General features: G+C 59.5%; 15 protein-coding genes. 7 read left to right on the forward strand and 8 right to left on the reverse strand.

Annotation, left to right across the window (positions count from 1 at the left end):
* Positions 1-24 precede the first annotated feature (24 nt).
* The gene (locus tag OMP38_RS15880; RefSeq protein WP_277566000.1) at positions 25-2100 is read right to left on the reverse strand and encodes an apiosidase-like domain-containing protein; all 2076 of its coding nucleotides are present in this window, start codon (positions 2098-2100) and stop codon (positions 25-27) included.
* Complete coding sequence (locus OMP38_RS15885; protein ID WP_277566001.1) at positions 2054-3271, reverse strand: DUF5060 domain-containing protein; 1218 nt, start codon at positions 3269-3271, stop codon at positions 2054-2056. The genes OMP38_RS15880 and OMP38_RS15885 overlap by 47 nt, the downstream gene beginning before the upstream one ends.
* A 192-nt stretch (positions 3272-3463) precedes the next feature.
* On the opposite strand from OMP38_RS15885, the gene OMP38_RS15890 reads away from it, so the two are divergent.
* Both OMP38_RS15890 and OMP38_RS15895 read left to right on the forward strand, forming a co-directional pair.
* On the forward strand, positions 3464-5317 hold the full coding sequence (locus tag OMP38_RS15890; protein ID WP_277566002.1) for a cache domain-containing sensor histidine kinase: 1854 nt from the start codon (positions 3464-3466) through the stop codon (positions 5315-5317).
* Positions 5314-6918, forward strand: a complete 1605-nt coding sequence (locus OMP38_RS15895) for a response regulator (RefSeq protein WP_277566003.1) — start codon at positions 5314-5316, stop codon at positions 6916-6918. The genes OMP38_RS15890 and OMP38_RS15895 overlap by 4 nt, the downstream gene beginning before the upstream one ends.
* 78 nt (positions 6919-6996) lie before the next feature.
* Here the strand turns inward: OMP38_RS15895 and OMP38_RS15900 are convergent, their stop codons facing one another.
* The 6 genes from OMP38_RS15900 to OMP38_RS15925 all read right to left on the reverse strand — a co-directional run bounded on the left by OMP38_RS15900 (position 6997) and on the right by OMP38_RS15925 (position 15466).
* Positions 6997-7740: a C40 family peptidase gene (locus tag OMP38_RS15900; protein ID WP_277566004.1), complete on the reverse strand. Its 744-nt coding sequence runs from the start codon at positions 7738-7740 to the stop codon at positions 6997-6999.
* A 502-nt stretch (positions 7741-8242) separates the two neighbouring features.
* Positions 8243-10558: an alpha-glucuronidase family glycosyl hydrolase gene (locus OMP38_RS15905; RefSeq protein WP_277566005.1), complete on the reverse strand. Its 2316-nt coding sequence runs from the start codon at positions 10556-10558 to the stop codon at positions 8243-8245.
* 94 nt (positions 10559-10652) lie between these two features.
* Entirely contained in the window at positions 10653-11843 is a 1191-nt protein-coding gene (locus tag OMP38_RS15910) for a family 8 glycosyl hydrolase (protein ID WP_277566006.1), read from the reverse strand.
* Between the two features lie 83 nt (positions 11844-11926).
* Positions 11927-12862 carry a carbohydrate ABC transporter permease gene (locus OMP38_RS15915; protein ID WP_277566007.1) on the reverse strand — a complete coding sequence of 312 codons (936 nt, stop codon included), beginning with the start codon at positions 12860-12862 and terminating at the stop codon, positions 11927-11929.
* Positions 12863-12876: 14 nt separating this feature from the next.
* On the reverse strand, positions 12877-13857 hold the full coding sequence (locus tag OMP38_RS15920; protein WP_277566008.1) for an ABC transporter permease: 981 nt from the start codon (positions 13855-13857) through the stop codon (positions 12877-12879).
* A gap of 103 nt (positions 13858-13960) precedes the next feature.
* Entirely contained in the window at positions 13961-15466 is a 1506-nt protein-coding gene (locus OMP38_RS15925) for a type 2 periplasmic-binding domain-containing protein (RefSeq protein WP_420869660.1), read from the reverse strand.
* On the opposite strand from OMP38_RS15925, the gene OMP38_RS35915 reads away from it, so the two are divergent.
* From OMP38_RS35915 to OMP38_RS15945, 5 genes are all read left to right on the forward strand, one after another.
* Entirely contained in the window at positions 15456-15629 is a 174-nt protein-coding gene (locus OMP38_RS35915) for a hypothetical protein (RefSeq protein WP_420869661.1), read from the forward strand. The genes OMP38_RS15925 and OMP38_RS35915 overlap by 11 nt on opposite strands.
* Positions 15630-16021: 392 nt before the next feature.
* Positions 16022-17056: a type 2 isopentenyl-diphosphate Delta-isomerase gene (gene fni, locus OMP38_RS15930; RefSeq protein ID WP_277566009.1), complete on the forward strand. Its 1035-nt coding sequence runs from the start codon at positions 16022-16024 to the stop codon at positions 17054-17056.
* Between the two features lie 73 nt (positions 17057-17129).
* The gene (locus tag OMP38_RS15935; protein ID WP_277566010.1) at positions 17130-18011 is read left to right on the forward strand and encodes a phytoene/squalene synthase family protein; all 882 of its coding nucleotides are present in this window, start codon (positions 17130-17132) and stop codon (positions 18009-18011) included.
* Positions 17980-19509, forward strand: a complete 1530-nt coding sequence (locus OMP38_RS15940) for a phytoene desaturase family protein (protein ID WP_420869662.1) — start codon at positions 17980-17982, stop codon at positions 19507-19509. The genes OMP38_RS15935 and OMP38_RS15940 overlap by 32 nt, the downstream gene beginning before the upstream one ends.
* Positions 19502-20899 (forward strand): aldehyde dehydrogenase family protein, encoded by a 1398-nt coding sequence (locus OMP38_RS15945; RefSeq protein ID WP_277566012.1) that lies wholly within the window; start codon positions 19502-19504, stop codon positions 20897-20899. The genes OMP38_RS15940 and OMP38_RS15945 overlap by 8 nt, the downstream gene beginning before the upstream one ends.
* Positions 20900-20909: the final 10 nt, after the last annotated feature.

Raw genomic sequence — 20909 nt, forward strand, 5'->3', positions numbered from 1 at the left:
TATCCACTTCGCCTAGCCGTCCGCCTATTCGAAGGCGTCGACCGTGACGTAATATCCGCCGGACGCCGCGTTCTTGTCGCTGCGCACGACGACGCGAATCGTATGCGAACCGCCGGCCAGCCCGGTCTTCGAATACGCGATCGCGCTTAGCGATGCGGTCGCGCTGAACAGATCGACCGTCGCGTCCAGCACGCCGTCGATATAGACATCCGCTTTGCCTTGATCGGACTTCCGTGAGGCGTACCACTTCACGCTCGTCCCCGTAAACGTATATTCCGCATAGCTGGCCGCGGTCGTCGACCAGTGAATGGTGCCGTTGTAGTAGGCGGCGTTCGGGCTGCCCGCGGTCCACGTGCCCGCGTATGCGACTGCCGCGCTCGCATCGTCAATCGTCGGCGCGGCCGCCGCGGCCGTCGTGCCGCTCGGCACGTTGGACAGGGCCGAGACGTTCGATGCCTCGTCCGATGTCTTCAGCGCGAAGTAATAGGTCGTGCTTGCGCCGAGTCCGGACACCGTAAAGCTCTGGCTGGTTCCCGCCGCCGACGGCACGGGCTCTCCCGTCGCCTGGGTCGCGCCGGCCCAGTTGCTCGCCGTGATCGGCGACGTCGAATAGCGAATGTCATAGCTCGTCGCCGTGCCCGTATTGCCGTCGTCGCCAGGCGCGGTCCAGGTGAGCAGCGCCGACCCGGATGTTGTAGATGCGACGGCCAAGTTCGTCACCGCGGCAGGCGCGGTCGTATCTGCGGAGCCCGATCCGGAGCCTCCGCCGTATTCGAAGGCGTCGACCGTCACGTAGTAGCCGCTGGATGCCGCGTTCTTGTCGCCGCGGGCCACGATTCGGATCGTATGCGAGGCGTTTGTCAGGCCTCCCTTGGCGTACATAACGGCGCTGTCCGTCGTGGATGCCCCGTACAAATCGACCGTCGCGTCCAGCGCGCCGTCGATATAGACGTCGGCTTTGCCTTGCGCGGGGTTGCGGGAGGCATACCAGTTCACGCTCGTCCCCGTGAAGGCGAACTCCGCATAGCTGCCCGCGGTCGTCGACCAATGAATCGTACTGTTATAATAATTGGCATTCGGGCTGCCGGCGTTCCATGTGCCCCCATACGCAACGGCCGAAGCCGTATCGTCGATCTTGGTCATCGGCACGCTGACGGCAGGCTGGGGCAGCGCGTTGTCCAGCACCAGGAGCACCCAGTCCTGCGTTACGCTTGGCTGCGCCGGTGTCGTCCAGCTCGCGACGCCCGTGATCCCGCTCGCGATCGCGGCGTACGTGCCCTGGATCGGATTGAACCAATACGCGTTGTAGACGTGCGAGCTCGTCAGGCCGCCGACCGTGCCGGTATACGCGGCCGTCGTAGACGGGAGATGCGCCATCACGATCGAACCGTCGGCGCTCGCGCGAACCGCCGGCTGGGCGCTGCCCGACGTCGGCGCGCCGCTCCATGCGATCCTCGAGGCGCTCGGAGCCGTCGCGCTCCAGTCGAGGCCCCGGAAAAAGCTGCCGAAATGCCTCATCCACTCGCCGCTCGGCAAATCGAGCGCGACGTCCCACCGGCTGCCGCAGCCCTGCCAGCAGTCCGATCCGTTCAGCTGATCCTGCCAGCCTCCGTGCGTGCCGTACGTGTAGCCGAACGAGCCGTTCATGACGGCATGCCAGGCGCTCTCCCTGACATAATAGCTCGGCGCGAGGCCGTCGTAATTCATCTCCGACTCCAGAATCGGCTTGGTCGGCGTCGCGTTGTATTGACTCAGCCAATACTGGTTGTCCTTCAGCTCCCCGTGGGCGCCCTGCAGCGCCGCGAAGCCGTACCAGGTCTGGTCGTGCCAGCGGATCGCGTTGTCCGCCTCGTTGTGCAGCGAGTTCGCCCGCTTGTAGGGATCGAGGCCGTACGCGTAGGCTGCGACCTGGCTCCACTGCGCGGGATCGCCCCGCCCGACTTCGCCGCTCGTCAGCCAGACCGTCGGGTAGGCGCCGTAACGCGCCACCACGTATCGCGCCGCCCGCTTGTAGTCGTTCAGGAAGCTCGAATCGCTCATGTAGCGGGCCCAATCAAGCCCCATCGCCGTCACCATGCCGGCATCGGACAGATAATTCATCCGCTGATCGACGTTTTGCCAGAAGGCCGGGTTGAGGTCTTTGAACAGTCCCTTGTTGTAGTAGGCGTTGCCGGCCGAATCGTAGGGCCGGAATTCGGCGATCGACGCTTTGCTTCCCCCCCGTCGCGCCGGTGATCGTAATGCGCACGTAGCGGGCGGTCGCCGTCGTCGCATCCGAGAAAGAAGCGCCGGTCGCGCCCGCGGTCCGATCCACCAGCGTCGTATAAGCGGCATTGTCGGCCGAGCCTTCGATCTTGTACTTCCACGTATCGCTGTTCCCGAACGTCGTATCGACCTTGCTCAGCGTCTTGCTGCTCCCGAGGTCAAGCGCGTACCATTGCGGAAAAGCGTTATTCGCCGCAATCCACTTCGTGCTTGGATTTCCGTCGATCGCGAATCGCCACATTTGCGGGTCGGCGACGCCGCCCTGAATGCTGGATACGTTGCCGCCCTCGAACGTGTACGCAGACGTATCGATCGAGCTCAAGCCCGTTTGGTTCCACGGATGCCCCCCTTCGTTTTTCGTGCCGGTCGGGCCGTTGTCCCCCCACTCCCCGAGGAACAGCATCGTCTGGAAAACGTTGAAGCCCTGCGAGATCCGCTTGTCCACCGTCTGCTTAAACGCCGAGTTCGGATATGCGACGCTGTTGGAGCTGCTCCAGCTCAGCCGGTCGGACAGCCCGAACCAATGCGTATCGCCGAGCCAGAAGAACGGCGTGCCGTCCGCGTAGGCCAAGTACCGATTGTTGCCGCTCGGCTTGAGAAAGCCGTGCTTGTAAATGTCCAGCGTACCCGCGTAGGCCGTGACGGCGATCGTGCCTGTCTGGTTATGCAGGCCGGCGTTCGTCGTATCGGTGCTGGACGTCGCGTACGTCCACGTGCCCGCGGCGGTCGGCGCGAAGCGGATCTTCCAGCTGCCGCCTCCGTCCCAGAATCCCGGCATCGTCATCGTGACGCCTCCGGGACCGGTGAACGTGGCGCTGACGTCGACGTCCAGGTAAGGATTCGCATACGATTTCGTGCTCGTCAGCGGGATCTCTACCACCCGCCACGTCTGCCCGGTATATGCCGCCGCCTGCGCGACCTGCGAGCCGCCCGTTAATGCCAAGAACAGAAAAGCCAAAGCGAAGGCGCCGAGGAGCATAAAACCGGAAACTTTTTTTACATGCACGATTGATCCCTTCCCTCTCGATAGGTAGTGAGCTACGGAGCTAACTATAATTGAAATGGAATCGCTTCCATAGGAGAAAACAATTAAGAAAAGGTACACTATTTTATCGGCTTGCAAGATCTTTTACGAAAGAATACGAGAATCGGCTAAAATAGCGGTAGCCCCCATTCGCTCGAGAACCCGAGGTGGACGATGACCAGCCAGCCGACTGCGACGCATGCCATGACCCGCTTGTTCAAGCCCTTGAGACAGAACCTCAAGTACAGGCTTTTTCTGATATTCGTGCTCGTCATCTCCGTGCCCGTCCTGTTCTTCGGTTTTCTCTCTTACAAGATGTCCGCATCGGCCGTACAGCAGGACTTTATCAAGTACAAGTCGACGATCATCGAGCAAATCTCCAAAAATATCGATGAAAATATAAACAGTCTGAACCGTCAATCGATGGCCGTCTACAACAATCTGGAAGACGTGCTGCCGGTCTTGACGACGCCGTCTACCGAGGTCGATACCCGCTATCTCGAATCCTACAAACGGATGGATCGTTACTTTCAGAGCGTGCTGCAAAGCAACGACCGGCTGGACGGCATCACGCTGGTCTCCATGCGCGGCGAAGTGATCTACCATGCCGACAAACAAAGCGGATCCGCCACGCTCATGACGGTCGAGCAGTCGCCCTGGTTCAAGGAGGCGCTGGACTTGCGAGGCTTCGCCCTGCTGCGCGAGCCGCACGTGAACGAATTTATCGACGTCCGGGCGAACGACCGGAAGCCGGTCCTCTCCATCGCGCGCGCCGTCATCGATCTGGGAACGAGCAAGTACGCGCCCAGCGGCGTGCTCTTGGTCGATCAAAACGTGAACGAAATCCAGCGCATTCTCGAAAACACGGCAACCGAACAAGGCGAGATCTCGATCGTGCTCGGAGAATCGGGCGAGGTGGTCTACGCGAATCGATCGCTGAGCAAGGAAGTCGTCGGGCAAATCAACGAGCTGTCCGGCGGAAAAACCGCGAACGCATTCGATTATCGGTTGAACGGCGAACGGATGCTGACGACCTTCTTCGAATCTTCGGCCTACAAGTGGAAGGTCATCTCCCTCATTCCATACACCCAGCTGCAAAAGAAAAGCTTATTTCTGAAGAAAATCAATCTCTCGCTGTTTATCGTCCTGATCGTCCTGGCCTTCGTCATCTCCATCGCATTCTCGCACTTCATCACCACGCCGCTCAAGAAGCTTATGGTGTCGTTCCGTTCGTTCCAGCGCGGAGACTTCCATACGCGAATCCGGGTCAAAGGGCAAAACGAGCTGAGCCAGATCGGCAATTCCTTTAACGTCATGGTCGAAAACACCAAAAAGCTGATCGAACAAAAATACGAAATGACGCTGCTGCGCAATCAATCCGAACTCAAAGCGCTGCAAAATCAAATCAATCCGCATTTTCTCTATAACACGCTCACTTCGATCAAAACGGTCATCGACCGGAAAGATCACGCGCACGCCTCGATCATGGTGCAGCATCTGTCCGACCTGTTCCGGTACAACCTGAGCAAGAGGAGCGCCCTCGTGCCCTTCTCTGAGGAGCTCGAACAGATCCGGAAATACCTGTCCATTCAAGAATTCCGTTTTCAGGACCGCTTCGAGGTGTTCTACGACATCGACGAGCAGGTCATGTCCTGCCGTATTCTTCGCCTGACGCTGCAGCCGATCGTCGAGAACGCGCTGTACCACGGCTTGGAGCCCAAACGGGAAAAAGGCGAGATCCGAATTACGGCCAAAGCCTACGACGATTGCTTCTATATCTATATCCATGACACCGGAATGGGGATCGCGCCGGAGCGGATCGAAGAGATCAACGCCGCGCTGGAGGCGGGCGGAGGAACGGAATCGATGGATGACGGCACCGACGGAGCGATCGGCATTGCCAACGTCAACGCCCGGATCAAGTATTATTTCGGCGATGCCTTCGGACTTAAGATTACGAGCGCGCCGCTCGCCGGCACGACCGTCAAAATTACGCTGCCAAACGCGAAAGGAGCCAACGCGTCATGAAAATACTCGTCGTCGACGATGAAACCTTGATCCGCGAATCGATCGTGACCTTGCTGTCCGCGATCGGCCGGTTCGACGTGGAGGAGGCGCGGGACGGGATCGAGGCGTTCGAGACGATCGGCAGGGAGAGGCCCGATATCGTCATCGCGGATATCCGCATGCCGGGCATGGACGGACACGCGCTGCTTGCCAAGGTGAAGGAAATGAAGTGGGACGCGCTCTTCATTTTCGTCAGCGGGTACGACGTCTTCGAATATGCCCGGCAAGCGGTCCGTCTGGGCGCGTTCGGCTACCTGCTCAAGCCGATCAAAGACCAGGAGCTGAAGGAAGCGCTGGCGCAAGCGATGGAGCAGCGCGCCTATGGCCGTCAAGAGCGGCAGCGCTTGTCACGCATGGAATCCGCCATGAACCAGGGCATTCATTTTATGCGCAAGCATTTCCTGTTGGAGCTCGCGAGAGGCAGCGTCCTGTCGGACCGGTACATCCAGGATAAGTTCGGCGAGTTGAACATTCATTTGCCCGCGTCCGCGTTTACCGTGCTCTATCTGAGCATCGACGACTACAAATCGCGGGTATCCGAGCTCGGCTCCAAGGAAAAAGAAACGCTGAAGTTCTCGCTCGAAAATATTGCCCTGGAAATCTTGACGGATCGGGGCGTGATCGCCTATTCCTTCGAGCTCGAGGACGGGCTGGGCATCCTGACCAATTATGCGCCGGACCATCCTGCGGCAGACCCGGATCGGTTCTACGAGCTATGCGCGGAGATCAACCGGTGCATCTCTCGCTTCACGAAGATCACCGCCACGATCGGAATCGGCGCCGAAGTCGACCATTGGCGGAAAATTCGGCCTTCCTTCGAATCTGCCGAGCAGGCCGTCATGCAGCGGATGGTGCAGGGGATGAATCGCGTGATCCGGCGGCAGGAGGCGGCTTCGGAGGCGCAGGGGTTCAACGCCATCAGCCTGAAAAAAGAGCAGGCCCTGATCCGCATCTTCGAACAGGGCGACGAGACGGCCGCCCTGCAATTCATCGAGGAACTGTTCGCCCCGTTCAGAGCGGCGGGCGTCATCGACGTCAACCGGCTGATGAAGCTGCACTTTCAGCTCATTATGCTCCAGTTCAAAATATTGCGCCATCTGGGCTTCGACCCGGAAGGGACGCTGGGCGACGAGTTCGCGCTGTACAGTCAGGTCAACGCGTGCCCAGACATTGATGCCGTCGTCCAGTGGTTCGCTTCGAAGACGGGCGTTTGCTTCGAGCTCGTTCGCGCCAAGCAGGACAAGGGCCATTCGCACCTGATCGACAAAGCGAAGGCGTACATCCATCAGAACTTCAGCAAAGAAATCACGCTCGAGAGCCTGGCGGACCACGTCCATCTGAGCCCGCCCTACTTAAGCAAGCTGTTCAAGGAAGAAGCGGGCGAGAATTTCTCGGCTTACCTGTTGAACTACCGGATGGGCGTGGCCTGCGAGCTGCTGCGGGAAGGCGTTCATAAAGCGCATCAGGTCGCCGAGATGGTCGGTTTTCAGAACGAGAAGTACTTCTTCAAAGTGTTCAAGCGGGAGATCGGGCTGACGCCGAGCGAGTACAGAAATTTGTGAATGAAAAGACGCCGGGAGCCTGTCGCTCCCGACGTCTGTATGAGATATGCAGCGAGAACTTCTGGTATGCGCGGGCGTTTAGAGGACGCGGCGAGCGGTCACGTAGTGCGTCGACCAAAAGCCGGAAGTGACCGAGCTGATCTGGAGACCGTCGACGGAAGGCGTATCGTGGATGACCTGTCCGCCTCCCATGTAAATGCCGACGTGGTTGATGACGCCATTGTTGCTGCCGATCGTATCGAAGAATACGAGATCGCCCTTCGCCAGATTGCCCTTGCTCACGTAGGAGCCGGCGGTCTTCTGGGACTTCGTGCCCCACTTCAGGCTTACGCCGACCTTGGCGAAGACGAACTGGGTGAATGCCGAGCAGTCGAATATGAGCTTGGACGGGTTACGGGTACCGTAGTCGTAGCTGACGCGGCCCATATAGCTCTGGGCGATCGAGACGACCTGGTCGGCCTTCGCGCCGCCGCCGGAGGAAGGCGCCGCGCCGCCGCTCCCGCCCGCGGCGTAATTGGTATATTCGCTGCTGGACGAGATATAACCCGAATTGCCCTTCTGGTCGAACACATGCAGCCAGTAAGCGTTCGCCTGGCCGACGACGTGAACCGACTCGTCCGCGCCGATCATCCGGATGACGCCCGAGCTTGCCGAAGCGCTGACGCGCAGATTCACCCCATGCTTGATTTTCGTATCGTAGTAAGAAGCTGCGGCCGCCTTCGGGGCGGATACGACTTGTCCGGCCGTAGCGACGCCCAGGCCGATTGCGGCGCATAAGCCGACAGACAGAATTCGGCGCAAAACAGGCTTGGTTTTAAACATGTGAGTACCTCCCAGATGTATGTATGCGTGCCTCGAACCCACAATATCATATTTGAAACACGCCAAATTTTCCCATGAAGAGAAATAAACGGCGTCGAATCAAAGCATTTCGTTATTTATTAGAATATGTTGATAATTTTCTCATCGAGCCGCATGCAAATTCCATGCGCGGGAAACTCGCATTGCATTGCAGCTTCTACTCGCTAATAGTCTCACATAGGAACAAACCCGCGATTCGCCGCAGCTTTCCCGCGCAAGTAGTCTCAGATAGAAACAAACCTGTCACTTGCCGCAGCCTCCAAGCGCGGGAAGTCTCACATAGAAACAAACCCGCGATTCGCCGCAGCTTCCAAGCGCGGATAGTCTCAGATAGGAACAAACCTATTACTCGCCGCAGCCTCCAAGCGCGGATCGTCTCAGATAGGAACAAACCCGCGATTCGCCGCAGCTTACCCGCGCAGAGAGTCTCCGATAGAAACAAATCTGCCACTTGCGCATACGCTCAATAGATCGTCCGTCCCTGGGCATCGGGGATGCCGGACTTGCGATAGAAGTAGGTATTGAGCTGGTCCCGCCATTCCCGCGCATGCTCGGCTTGGTGGGCGAGGCGCGCCCGGACATCCATGTGGACGCGCGCGGGAAGCCGGTCCGCGATGCTGTTCCAGGCTGCGAGCAGTCCGGCGGCACGTTCGGCGCCCTCGAAGCGCGTATCGTAAATGTGTTGAATAACCGTTTTGCCAGTCTTGAGACGCGCGTCGTACGGCACATGGTGAAAGAAGAGCAGCAGCTCGTCCGGACAGGTGCGCGGAGATTCGTACATGGCCGCCGCTGCGGGCGGATACTGACCCGCGTAGCCGGTTCCGGTCGCGACGGTCCGGTCGACGCCGATGCCTGCCCGGTCCGCATAGTGATAGGTGCCCCAGGGGCTATATTCGTACCCGTCGACGTTCGGGCCGTAATGATGGTTCGGCTGGACCATCCAGCCGACGCCAAGCGGCGCCGTGTACGATTCGTAAATGGCGTGCGAGTCCATGAGCATCTTGATGACGGTCTCTTCGACGGACGCGTCCGGCCCCAGCGCCATCCGGATCCACTCGCGTCCGATCGCCTCGGCGGTTGCCGAAGGGTCCCAGGCGAGTCGGCCGTATCCGTACCAGTTCGCCTGCGCGTGCAGGTGACCGGTCCAGTTGGCGTCGGTGCCGACGTTGGATACGGCAGCCAGGCCGCCGCGCCAACCTCCCATGGCCGCTGCCTCGCCGCCCTGTCTATCTGCGTCCGCCGAACCGTCCTTGCGCCCTCCCGTGTCCGGACCGCCCAGGCGCCCTGCCACTTTCGTCCCGCCTTTGCGCCCTCCCGCCGCGTCCGCCACCGTGCGGCCGTCGCCGGCCTCGAAGTCCAGCACTTCCTTCCACATCGGGAGCAGATAGCAGAGATGACGCTGCTGCCCCGTGTACTCCTGCGTAATCTGCAGCTCCAGCGCGATCTGCGTGCGCCGGAGCCCGAGCAGCAACGGCGAGACGGGCTCCCGCACCTGAAAGTCCATCGGTCCGTGCTTGATCTGCAGCACGACATTGTCCCGGAACGCGCCGTCAAGCGGCATAAAGTGGTCGTAGGCGGCGCGCGCGCGATCGGTCCGCCGGTCCCGCCAATCCTGCTTGCAATCGTAAACGAAGCAGCGCCAAATGACCGTGCCGCCGTGCGGGGCAAGCACGTCCGCCAGCATATTGGCGCCATCCGCGTGATCCCGCCCATAGGTGAACGGGCCGGGGCGATGCTCCGAGTCGGCTTTGACGGCGAAGCCGCCGAAGCCCGGGATGCGCCGGCACACCTCATCCGTCGTATCGCGCCACCAGGCCGCGACGGCCGGGTCCAGCGGATCGGCCGTAACGAGCCCGCCGAGCTCGATCGGCGCGGCGAAGTTGACGCTCAGATAAAGCGCAATCCCGTACTCGCGCAGGACGTCGGCCACCCGCGCCACGTCGTCCAGTCGTTCGGGCGCCAGCAGTCGCGTCTCTTCGGCGTGAACGTTGACGTTGTTGACGGCCACCGCATTGATTCCGATTGAAGCCGTAAGACGCGCGTAATCGCGAATTCTGTCCAGCCGTTCGCCCAGCCGTCCATCATTAAAAAACAAACTCCCGCCCGCATAGCCCCGTTCGACGGATCCGTCCGCATTGTCCCAATGGTCGATCATCCGCAGCGGATAAGCGGGCCGCTCTACCGTTTGGAGGACGCGAATATCGCCGCCCGTCTGCAGAAGGCGGATGAAGCCGAATGCTGCGTACAGCACGCCCTTCTCGCCGCCTCCGAGCAAATAAATGCTGCCGTCCTTGCCGGATCGGATCGCATAGTCCTCGTCGCCGAACGTGCCCATGTCGGGCATTTCCGTCGCTCCTGCTCCTGGCCCCGCTCTTGCTCCTGCTCCTGCACCTGCACCTGCACCTGCACCTGCTCCTGCTCCTGCTCCTGCTCCTGCTCCTGCTCCTGCCTGCGTACCCGCCGCACCTGACGCCGATTTAACCCATATGTCACGTACCGCATCCGCCAGTCCGACGACAATGGCCGGCCCTACCGCCCCTTCATCTCCGATACCGGCTTCGGTCTCCGCCGACAAGTCGACCGGCTCGCAGCCCAGCAAGCCCTTGATCGCGCGGCGCAGCTCCAGCCGCGCCGAAGCCAGCCCAGCGCCTTCGCCGACCACGATCAACCTTCCGCATACCGCCGCATACCGGGCGCGCAGCGCCTCGTCCTCCAACCGCCTGTAACCCAACCATGCTTGCTCATACGCCTCATGTCCGGCTTTACCGGCGATCATCATTCATGCGCCCCTTCCGTGCAAATAAAAAAGAGTCTCCTGCAACAGAGACTCCTGTTCTAACCGCTAACTTCATGCACCCTGCCGACCGCCGCGCCTAGGCCGCAGGCATCCAGATCCGGTACCGCCCGCTCAGCGCCAGCAGCGCGAACATGTACAAGCAATTGTCGTAATAGCGCCGCTCGCCCTCGCGCACCGGCGTGCGCCAGAACAGCGCGACGGCCTCGCGCGCATGCGGGCTGTCCGGCGCGGCGAGCGCCGCGCACGCGTTGGACGCGACAAGGCCGACCGGGTGCAGCGCCGGTTCCTCGAACGGCGTGCCGTCGATCCGGTAGCGCCGGTAGTCGGCCGGGTCCTTGTCCGCGAAGAAGCGCAGGATCGCCTCCGCCTCCCGCGCCATCCACGGCGTCGCGCCGAACCAGGCCGCTTCGAGGCCCACATTGGCGGCGACCCGGTAGGCGTCGCTGTAAAAATGACCGTAACCGCGCTCGTCGTTCGGCGTGCCGTCGTAATAGGCGTACTCCGGCGCCAGCCCTGTCTCCGGATGGCAGGCGAGCGGCAGATAAGCCCGGCTCGCTGCGGCAGCCTCGCGCCAGAAAGGCCGGTCCGCTTCATCCGCCCACAGCGCGAACAGCTCGTAAAAATGCGGCAAATGGTACGACGGATCGCTGTACGCGCACTCCGGGACGAACTTGATGAGCCGGTTGTCCCGGTTCCACATCGGGTAGCCCGGCCCCTGCTCGCCATTGTGCAGGCAGGCCCGCAAAATATCCCTCGCCTTCGCCGCATAGTCCAGCGGCGGATCGCCCTCGCCCCAGCGGTGCGCGGCGAAGAACAGCGCCAGCGCGAAGTACTCCTCGCCGTCCGGCGCAGGCCCCGACGAATTCCGCGTCCCGTCAGGCGCGCAGGACCAGGCGAAGTACCCGGCATGCACGCCTTCATTCATATGCATGTACGTCCACGTCCAGCGCCACAGCCGGTCGAACAGCGCCTTGTCGTCCATCTGAACGGCCATCATCATGCCGTAGGACATGCCTTCCGTCCGCACGTCGAGATTGCCGGTGTCCAGCATATAACCCATATCGTCACCGGACGGATAATAGATCCGGGTACGCTCGTCGTCGCCGAACAGCCGCCGCCACGCATCCGCCAGTCTGGCCTCGATCTCCTCCTGCGCATGGCCGTACCGTTCGAGCAGGTTCGGATACTGCCCGGTGACGAATGCTCCCTTGCCGTTATCCATCTCTTCGTCGCTTTTCGCGTCCGCCGGCCCTTTTTTCGAATTCATCGCGCTTGTCTCTCCCTCCCGATACCGCAGGCGCTTGCGCCTTTCCTCTCCTGGCTTTTTCCCTTCCTATTCCTTCACCAATCTCATCCCTTCACGCCGCCGACCGTCATGCCCTTCACGAAGTACTTCTGCAGGAACGGATACACGACGATCATCGGGACCGCCGCCACGATCGTCATCGTCGCCCGGATCGAGAGCGGGGACACCTTGATCGAAGCGCCCGAAGACGAGTTCGCGAACGCCGTCTCGGCGCTGGAGGTCGTGTTCGAGTTTTGCAATATTTTTTGCAGCTCGTACTGCAGCGTGCTCAGCTTGACGTTGGACGAGTTGTACAGGAACACGTCGAACCACGAATTCCACTGGTACACCGCCGTGAAGAGCGCCACCGTCGCCAGCACGGGCAGGCACAGCGGGAACACGATGTTAATGAACGTCCGGAAATCCCCCGCGCCGTCGATGCGCGCCGACTCGATCACGCTCTCCGGCAGCTGCTCGATGAAGGAGCGGATAATGATCAGATTGAACACGCCGATGATGCCCGGCAGAATGTATACCCAGAAGCTGTTGATCAGGCCCAGATCGCGGATGAGCAAATAGTTCGGAATAAGGCCGCCGTTGATGTACATCGTGACGATAAAGGCGATCGTGACGACCTTCCTCAGCACGTACTCCTGCCGGCTGATCGTATAGGCGACCATCGCGGACGCGAACACCGTGACGATCGTGCCGATGACGGTGCGCAGCACCGAGATGAGCGTCGCGTTGTAGATCGTCGCCTCGTTGAACACGAACTTGTAGTTCTCGCCTGAAAACTGCCGGGGCCACAAATGAATGCCGCCCTTGATCGAATCGCTCGCGGCGTTGAGCGACACGGCGAGCGTATTCAAAAACGGATACAGCGTCACGACCATGAGCAGGGTGAGGAAGACGTAATTCAACGTATCGAATACCCGGTCGCCGACCGAAGCATGCCTGCGCGAGCTGCGGGCCTGCCGCGACGCGCCTGACGCGTTCGCCATAGGGACCCCTCCTTCTAGAACAGTCTGTCTTGTCCCAATCGCTTGGCGATATGGTTGGCCGAGAACAGCAGGATGAAGCTGACGACCGTCTTGAACATGCCTGCCGCGGTCGCGAGCGGGAAGTTGAACTGCTGGAGGCCGTATTTGAGCACGAATATGTCAATGTTCTCGGAATAATCGACGTTCATACCGTTGCCTAGCAGGTACTGCGGTTCGAATCCCGATTCCAGCAAATAGCCGATGTTCATAATGAGCAGCACGATAATGACCGGCTTGATGCCCGGCAACGTGATATACCACATCCGTCTCAGGCGGCCCGCGCCGTCCATCTCCGCCGCTTCGTACTGCGCCGGGTCGATCGAGCTGATGGCGGCCAGATAGACGATCGTATTCCAGCCTACGTCCTTCCACACGGAGCTTGCGCCGAAGATGCCCCAGAACCATTCCGCCTTGCCGAGGAACAGATATTCCTGCCCCTTTTCGATCATGCCGAACGCCTTAAGCAGCTCATTGACGACGCCGTCCGGCGCCAGCATCGTCTGGATGATGCCCGCGGCGACGACCCAGGAGATGAAGTGAGGCAAATAGCTGACCGTCTGCACGACGCGCTTGAACGCGACCTTGCGGACCTCGTTCAGGAGCAAGGCAAGCGACACGGCCGTCACGAAGCCGAGCACGAGATTGATGCCGCTCATCGCGAGCGTATTGCGCAGGGCGATCAGGAAGCGGTCCTCCGAGAAGAGCGACCGGAAATGCGAAAAGCCGACCCACTGCTGGTCCTTGAAGGCCAGCGAAGGCTGATAATCCTGGAACGCGATCGTCCATCCCCACACCGGCACGTACTTGAACACGAACAGCCAGATGACAAAGGGCACGGACATCAGGACCAGCATGCGCTGCGACACGAGTTTTTTGAAAAACAGCTTCAGCCCGCCCGGCTCTGGCTTTGACGTCGACGTTGACGGCGACGTTGACAGCGCGGTGTTGTTTTCCATCCTTCTTGCTCCTTCCGTCGGGCTAAAGAATCGAAAGGAAAGCCGGCCTTCAGCACGAAGCAGCGCGTCAAGCCGGCTTGGCCCTCCTATCGAAAAGCATCTATTACTTGGCGACTTCCACGATTTTTTTGATTTGTTCGGTGTACCACTTTTCGTAGCCGGCCGTATCGAGCTTGCCGAATTCCTTCATATAGTCGGCCCATACGCCTTCGAAGTCCGACGGCTTCGCGAGCACGAGCTTGGCGTAGTATTTCTTAAGCAGATCGTCCTTCTTGGTCTCCCAGATTTGCTGCGGCGATCCCTGCTCCTTGGGGATACTCCAGGCCGGGAACCACGGACGGTCTTCGGGCTTGTCGAACATCTGCGCATAGGTCTGCACGCCGTACTTGTCCAGGATCGTCTTGTCGCCTTCGGTCAGGCTGAGCTGGAACACCTCCGGCTGGAAGCCCGGCGCCACCGCGTTGCCGTCCGCAAGCGTGGACGAAGTGCCGTACTGCGGCCAATCCCAATCGTACGTCTTGAAGCCGAACTTTTCGTTAAACGCGTCGTCGAGCTTTGCAATCTGCTCTGCCGTCCGGTAGAAGCGGCCCTTGTCGTCCACTTCGTACGTCTCGCCTTTAATGCCCCAGCTCTTGAGCACCTGATTGTCGTCCGTCAGCAGGTTGTCCCAGTATTGGATAATGCGGGCGGGATCCTTGGCGCTCTTGGTGATGCCGGCGCCGCGGTTGCTGGTCCATCCCGGCGGATCCAGGTACTGGTCGTGCGTGCCGTCGAACGTCACCGGCAGCGGGAAGTAGACGAAGTCGTCCTGCGCCTGATCCTTTCTCGCCGCGTCCTTCAGCACGTTCATCGCGTTGCCGATCTGCCAGCCGTAATCGAAGAAGCCTACGACCTTGTGCGAGGTCAGCTTGGCGATATATTGATCGTAGTTGTCGACGAAGGAGGCTTTGTCGAACAGATTTTTGCCGTTCAGATCGTTAAGCGTCTTGAGCCAGCGCTTCTCGTTCTCCGAGCCGGCGTACGTCTTGGCTTCGTTCGTATGGATGTCGACCATGACGTTGCCGTCGTTCGGGAAGCCGGCGAGGTGCATCGGCGGATTGGAGGTCGCGAAAAACCGCCAGTCGTGCGTCAGCGTGATCATGCCTGTCAGATTCTCGTCCTTGTGCTTGGCGACATAGTCCTCGACCAGCTTGACGTATTCGTCCAGCGTCTTGATCTTCGGATAGCCCGCTTCCTTGAGCACGCGGCGCTGTACCCAGAACGCGCCCTGGTTGATGTTGGGATCCGCCACGTACTCGCCGACCTGCGGTCCGAACGGCAGGAAGTAGATCTTGCCGCCGTAGTCGGCCCGCATGCGCTCGAAGTAAGGGCCGTAGACGCGCTTGATGTTCGGCCCGTACTGCTCGATCAGATCGTCGAGCGGGATGAAGGCGCCCGCCTTCAGCACTTCCTCGATCGCGGCGTCCGGGATCATGACGTCCGGATATTGGTCGGATGCGATCATCGTGCCGATCTTCGTATTCAGGTCTCCGACCAGATGCTCGATCTTGAAGTTGACGCCGGTCTGATCCTCGAGCGCCTTGCCGATCGTCGTCTCGTTGGTGTTCAAGTCCTTCTCGCCGGCGACGCCGTTGAAGAAGGTGAAGGTGACTTTGTCGAGCGGCTTCTCCGACGCAGACGCCGTTGCGGTAGCCGATGCCGAGCCGCTCGCCGGCGCGCTGCCGCTTGACGCGGCGGGGGGACGCGTTGCCTCCGTTGTTGTTGCCGCTTGAGCATGCGGCCATCGATACGGCCAGGGCGGCAGCCATGCCGGCTGTCCACAGTTTTTTCGCCACTGCTTTCGAACCCCTTCCCTAGCGATTCATCGTTTTTGTAAGCACTTTCAGTATAAGGGGAACCGGCGAGTTTGTTTACTGGATAAACTAAAGATCGTACTTAGGATATTTAGGATGCGGAATTATTGGACATAAATGCTACTTGTACGCTCCCTTTGCCTGTTACCTATCGACGCGACCTCCGTCCGGTTCCGCTCGAACAGGCCCCTACGCTCCTTTTTTTCAAAGTATAAAGATATTCGTTGGACAAGCTATACAAAATCGGCTATTATCTAATCATAATCTATACAAAATCTATACAACATTGAACATTCAGGCGATGAATCGAGGTGGATCACACGGATACGATCAGGCGTAAAGACGAACATCTGGATCTCTGCCTGCGCGAAGATGTGCAGGGATTAGATGCCGGGACGGGGCTAGACCGCTATCGATTCCGACACAATGCCCTTCCCGAGTTGAATTATTCTTTAATCGATACATCCGCGCAGTTTTTGGGCCGGACGGTGAAGACGCCTTTCCTGGTCAGTTCCATGACCGGCGGAACGCCGAGAGCCGGCGAGATCAACCGGCGGCTGGCGACGGCCGCCCAGGCCAAGGGATGGGCCATGGGACTAGGATCGCTGAGGGCGGCCATCGAAAATCCCGAAGCGGCGACGTCCTTTCGCGTTCGGAAGCTGGCGCCGGACATTCCCCTTATCGCCAATATGGGCGCCGTACAGCTTAACTACGGCTTCAATGCCGAGAAATGCAGGCAAGCGATCGACATCGTGGAGGCCGACGGTCTTGTCCTTCATCTCAATTCGCTGCAAGAAGTGATCCAGACCGGCGGCAACACGGATTTTAGCGGACTGCTGAGTAAAATCGAAAAGCTGTGCCGCGCACTGGCCGTCCCGGTCGGCGTGAAAGAAGTCGGCTGGGGCATCGACGGGAGGACGGCTCGGCTCTTGTGCGACGCGGGTGTTCAATTTATCGACGTGGCGGGTGCGGGAGGAACGTCCTGGAGCCAGGTCGAAAAGCTGCGCTCATCCGATCCGGTCAAAAAAGCGGCGGCGGAACGGTTCGCGGAGTGGGGAATTCCGACGTCCGAATGCATTCAGGAGGTCAGAGCCGCGTTGCCCGACGTCGTCTTGATCGGAAGCGGAGGCCTATCCGACGGACTTCAGGCGTCCAAGGCATTGGCGCTTGGCGCGAATCTGGCCGGCTTCGGACGCAGCCTGCTGGAGGCGGCCCACGATTCCGAGGAGAAGCTGCAGCGAGCGCTCGAACAAGCCGAGCTGGAGCTTAGGATCGCCATGTTCGGCATCGGCGCCGCCGACATTCGGGCGCTTCGGGAGACCGATCGCCTCGTCCTTGCGAAGTGAAGCCGCTTGCGCGCCGCCGACATTCACAGGCCGCCAACCTGCCGGGTCATCGCTCAGTCCAAAGGAGGCTATTATGGACAAAGTGCAGTTGCACGCGGATTTCGCTTATTGCGAAGCCATTATCAAGAAGCATTCCAAAAGCTTTTATTACGCCTTCTCGCAGCTCCCGCCGGAAAAAGCGAAAGCCGTCTACGCCATTTACGCGTTCTGCAGAACGGCTGACGATTGCGCCGATTCGAATGGACTGCCCGAGCAGAAGCTCGCGTCGTTGCAGCGGTTAAAAGAAGAGCTCGATGGGTTCAGGAAGGGCTCCGAAGCCGATCATCCGTTGTGGCGCGCGCTCCGTCACGTTTTCACGGAATACGACATGGACATCGGGCCCTTTTACGACCAGTTGGCCGGACAATTCATGGATCTCGAGTTTTCCAGCCCGAAAGACATGCGTGCGCTCGAAAGCTACAGCTACCACGTCGCGGGCTCGGTCGGCCTGATGCTGCTGCCCGTGCTCGCTTCGAAGGCTGAAGACGACCTGCGCCCGTCGGCCGTCAAGCTGGGCATCGCCATGCAAATCACGAACATCCTGCGCGACGTCGGCGAAGATCTCCAGCAGAAGCAACGGATTTATTTGCCCGAGGAAGAAATGGCGCGCTTCCGTTATTCCCCGGCGGACTTGCGGCAAGGCGTGATTAACGAGAACTTCGTGCGTTTATGGGAGAGGCTGGCCAACCACGCGGAAGCGCTCTACGACCAGTTTCACGGCAGCCTGGACGCTTTTGACGCCGACAGCAAAAGGCCGCTCGCTTTATCCGTCGGCTTGTACAGAGCGATATTGGATGCCGTAAGAGAAAGCGGTCACGACTGTTTCTCCAAGCGAAACTATGTGACGACGGATGCCATAATCAAGATTAGCGCCGCGATTGTCAATGGCCCTTCAATCGCTGAAAGGTGTGTGTGAACGGTTGAACAATAAAAGCGTATTGGTGATCGGCGGCGGACTCGGCGGCTTATCCGCGGCGATCTCCTTAAGACAAAGCGGCTATGCCGTTTCTTTATACGAACAGAACCTTCATATCGGCGGCAAGCTGAACCGGCTCGAGCAGGATGGCTTCGGCTTCGATCTGGGTCCCTCCATTCTGACGATGCCGCACATCTTCGAAAAATTGTTTGCCGCGAGCGGCAAGCGGATGAAGGACTACGTCCCCACCGTCAAGCTGAACCATCAGTGGCGATCCTTTTTCCCGAACGGCAACCGGATCGATCTGTACGAGAATCTGGCAGACATGAAATCGAAAAATCCCTCGCTGAACGAGCGGGATATGCGCGAATACGAGTCGTTGCTCCGATACGCCAAAAAGCTGTACGCGCTGACGGAGCAAGGCTATTTTAAGCACGGCGCCGATAATACGAAGGATATCGCGCGTTATAACGGCGTTTTCAACGCACTGACGGGCTTCGATCTGTTTTCCACCGTATACAGGTCCATCGCCAAGCGGATCAGCAACCCGGATCTGCGGGACATGCTCTCATACTTCATTAAATACGTCGGCTCCTCCCCTTATGACGCGCCGGCCGTACTGAACATGATGATCTACATGCAGCATGAGCAGGGGCTCTGGTACGTTCCCGGCGGCATGCACCTGCTCGCGCGCGGATTGGTGCGACTGGCGGAGGAAGCGGGCGTCTCCATTCATACCGGCAGGCGCATCGCCCGGCTTCATAAGAGGGATGGCCAGATCGCAGGGGCGCAGCTGGAGGACGGAACCGAACTGTCGGCCGACTATTACATTTCCAATATGGAAGTCATCCCGTTCTACGAGAAGGTGCTGCAGGAAGAGCAGCCTTTCGTCGAGTCGCTTAAAAAGAAATACGAGCCGGCAAGCTCCGGGCTTGTCATGCACCTGGGCGTGAAGAAGTCTTATCCGCAGCTTGCCCACCACAATTTTTTCTTCGCGGACAACATGAAGCGGCAGATGACTCGAATCTTCCATACCCATGAGCTGCCCGACGATCCGGTCATTTATCTGGTCAACGCCAATAAGACGGATGCTGCGCAGACGCGCGAAGGCTACGAAAATTTAAAAGTATTGCCCCATATCCCCCACATTCAGGAGAAGCCCTTTACGCAGCAGGACTACGAACGCTTTGCCGAACGGGTGCTGATCAAATTGGAAAAAATGGGACTCACGGATCTGCGCAGCCATATCGTAACCAAAGACGTATGGACGCCGGAAGATATCAGGCGCGTCTACGGCTCGGATCGCGGGGCGATCTACGGCACCTTGTCCGACCGCAAAAAAAACAAAGGGTTCAAGCATCCGAAGCAGAGCACGCGGTACGACAATCTCTACTTCGTCGGCGGCACGGTCAATCCGGGCGCCGGGATGCCGATGGTCACGTTAAGCGGCCAGCAGGTCCGGGATAAAATCGTGCAAAGGGACGCCAGCGATGGATAGTCAAGAGCGCGACGCGCTGCAGGCGGTCTTGGAAAAGCAGCAGGAAGCTGCGCGCATGCGGCCTGCCCCTACGGTGAAAGAACGAAAAGAAACGCTGCTGCGGCTAAAGCGGATGCTGCTGGACCATGAAGCGGCGTTTATAGCGGCGCTCGTGTCCGATATGCGAAGACCTGCCTTCGAAGCGTATTCTTTTGAAATCGCGTTGTTGCTGAACGAAATCGAGCATGTATGCAGGTCGTTAACGAAATGGACGAAACCGGGGCGTGCCTACTCTTTTAAATTCGGCTATATCGAAGCGATTCGCACCCATAGAAATCCGTATGGCAGCGTCCTGATCGTCAGCCCCTGGAATTATCCGCTGCAGCTCGCCTTGATGCCGGCCATCGGCGCGATTGCGGCGGGCAACCGCTGCGTGATTAAACCATCGGAATATGCGCCCGCTACGAGCGAGCTGCTGCAAAAGACCGTCGGCCGAACGTTTCCCCCTGACTTGCTGACCGTCGTGACAGGAGACGCGCAAACGGCCCGGACGCTGACCTCCCTGCCCTTCGATCTCATTTTCTTCACGGGGAGCGGGCAGACGGGACAAGCCGTGTCCCGGCAGGCGGCCGCGCAGCTCACTCCCGTTATTTTGGAGCTCGGGGGGAAAAACGCCTGCATCATGGATGCGTCGGGATTTTCTCCCGCGGCCGTTCGCGAGATCGTCTGGGGCAAGTTTCTCAATGCCGGCCAGACCTGCATCGCGCCGGACACACTATTCGTACATGAATCGGTCTATGAGCGCACGCTGGCGGAAATGCAATCGGCGCTGCTCGAATTTTACGGGGAAAAGCCCGAGGAGAGCAACGATTATGCGCGCATTTGCCATGCCGCACATTTTCAAAGGCTGCAGCGCTTCATGGGGCAGGGCCGCATCCGGTTTGGGGGCGCCAGCGATGCGGACGATCTGTTTATCGCGCCGACGATATTAACCGACATCCCGCCGGGGAGTTCGATCCTGCAAGAGGAGATTTTCGGGCCGATCCTCCCTGTCGTTCCCTATCGCGATCTGGAGCCCTTGCTTGAGCGGCAGGCGATTGCGCGCGATGCCCTGGCCGCTTATCTGTTCAGCCAAGACCAACGGCAGATCAAGCGGGTCCAGGCCTATATGCGCTCGACGACCGTCAGCGTCAATCAGGTTATCCATCACGGCGCCAACCCTCGCGTCGCCTTTGGCGGCGTCGGTCGAAGCGGGCACGGCAGCTATCACGGCAAAGCCGGCTTTCGGGCGTTCAGCTATCCGAAGACCGCTTACCGAGCCTACCGCTACTGGCACGTATCCGATAAATATCCGCCTTATTCGGCCCTGGACATGAAGATCGTACGAAAGTTCAGAAAGCGGCTGTTGTAGAGGCTGTTGT

It is taken from the genome of Cohnella ginsengisoli (assembly GCF_029525555.1).
Taxonomy (GTDB): domain Bacteria; phylum Bacillota; class Bacilli; order Paenibacillales; family Paenibacillaceae; genus Cohnella; species Cohnella ginsengisoli.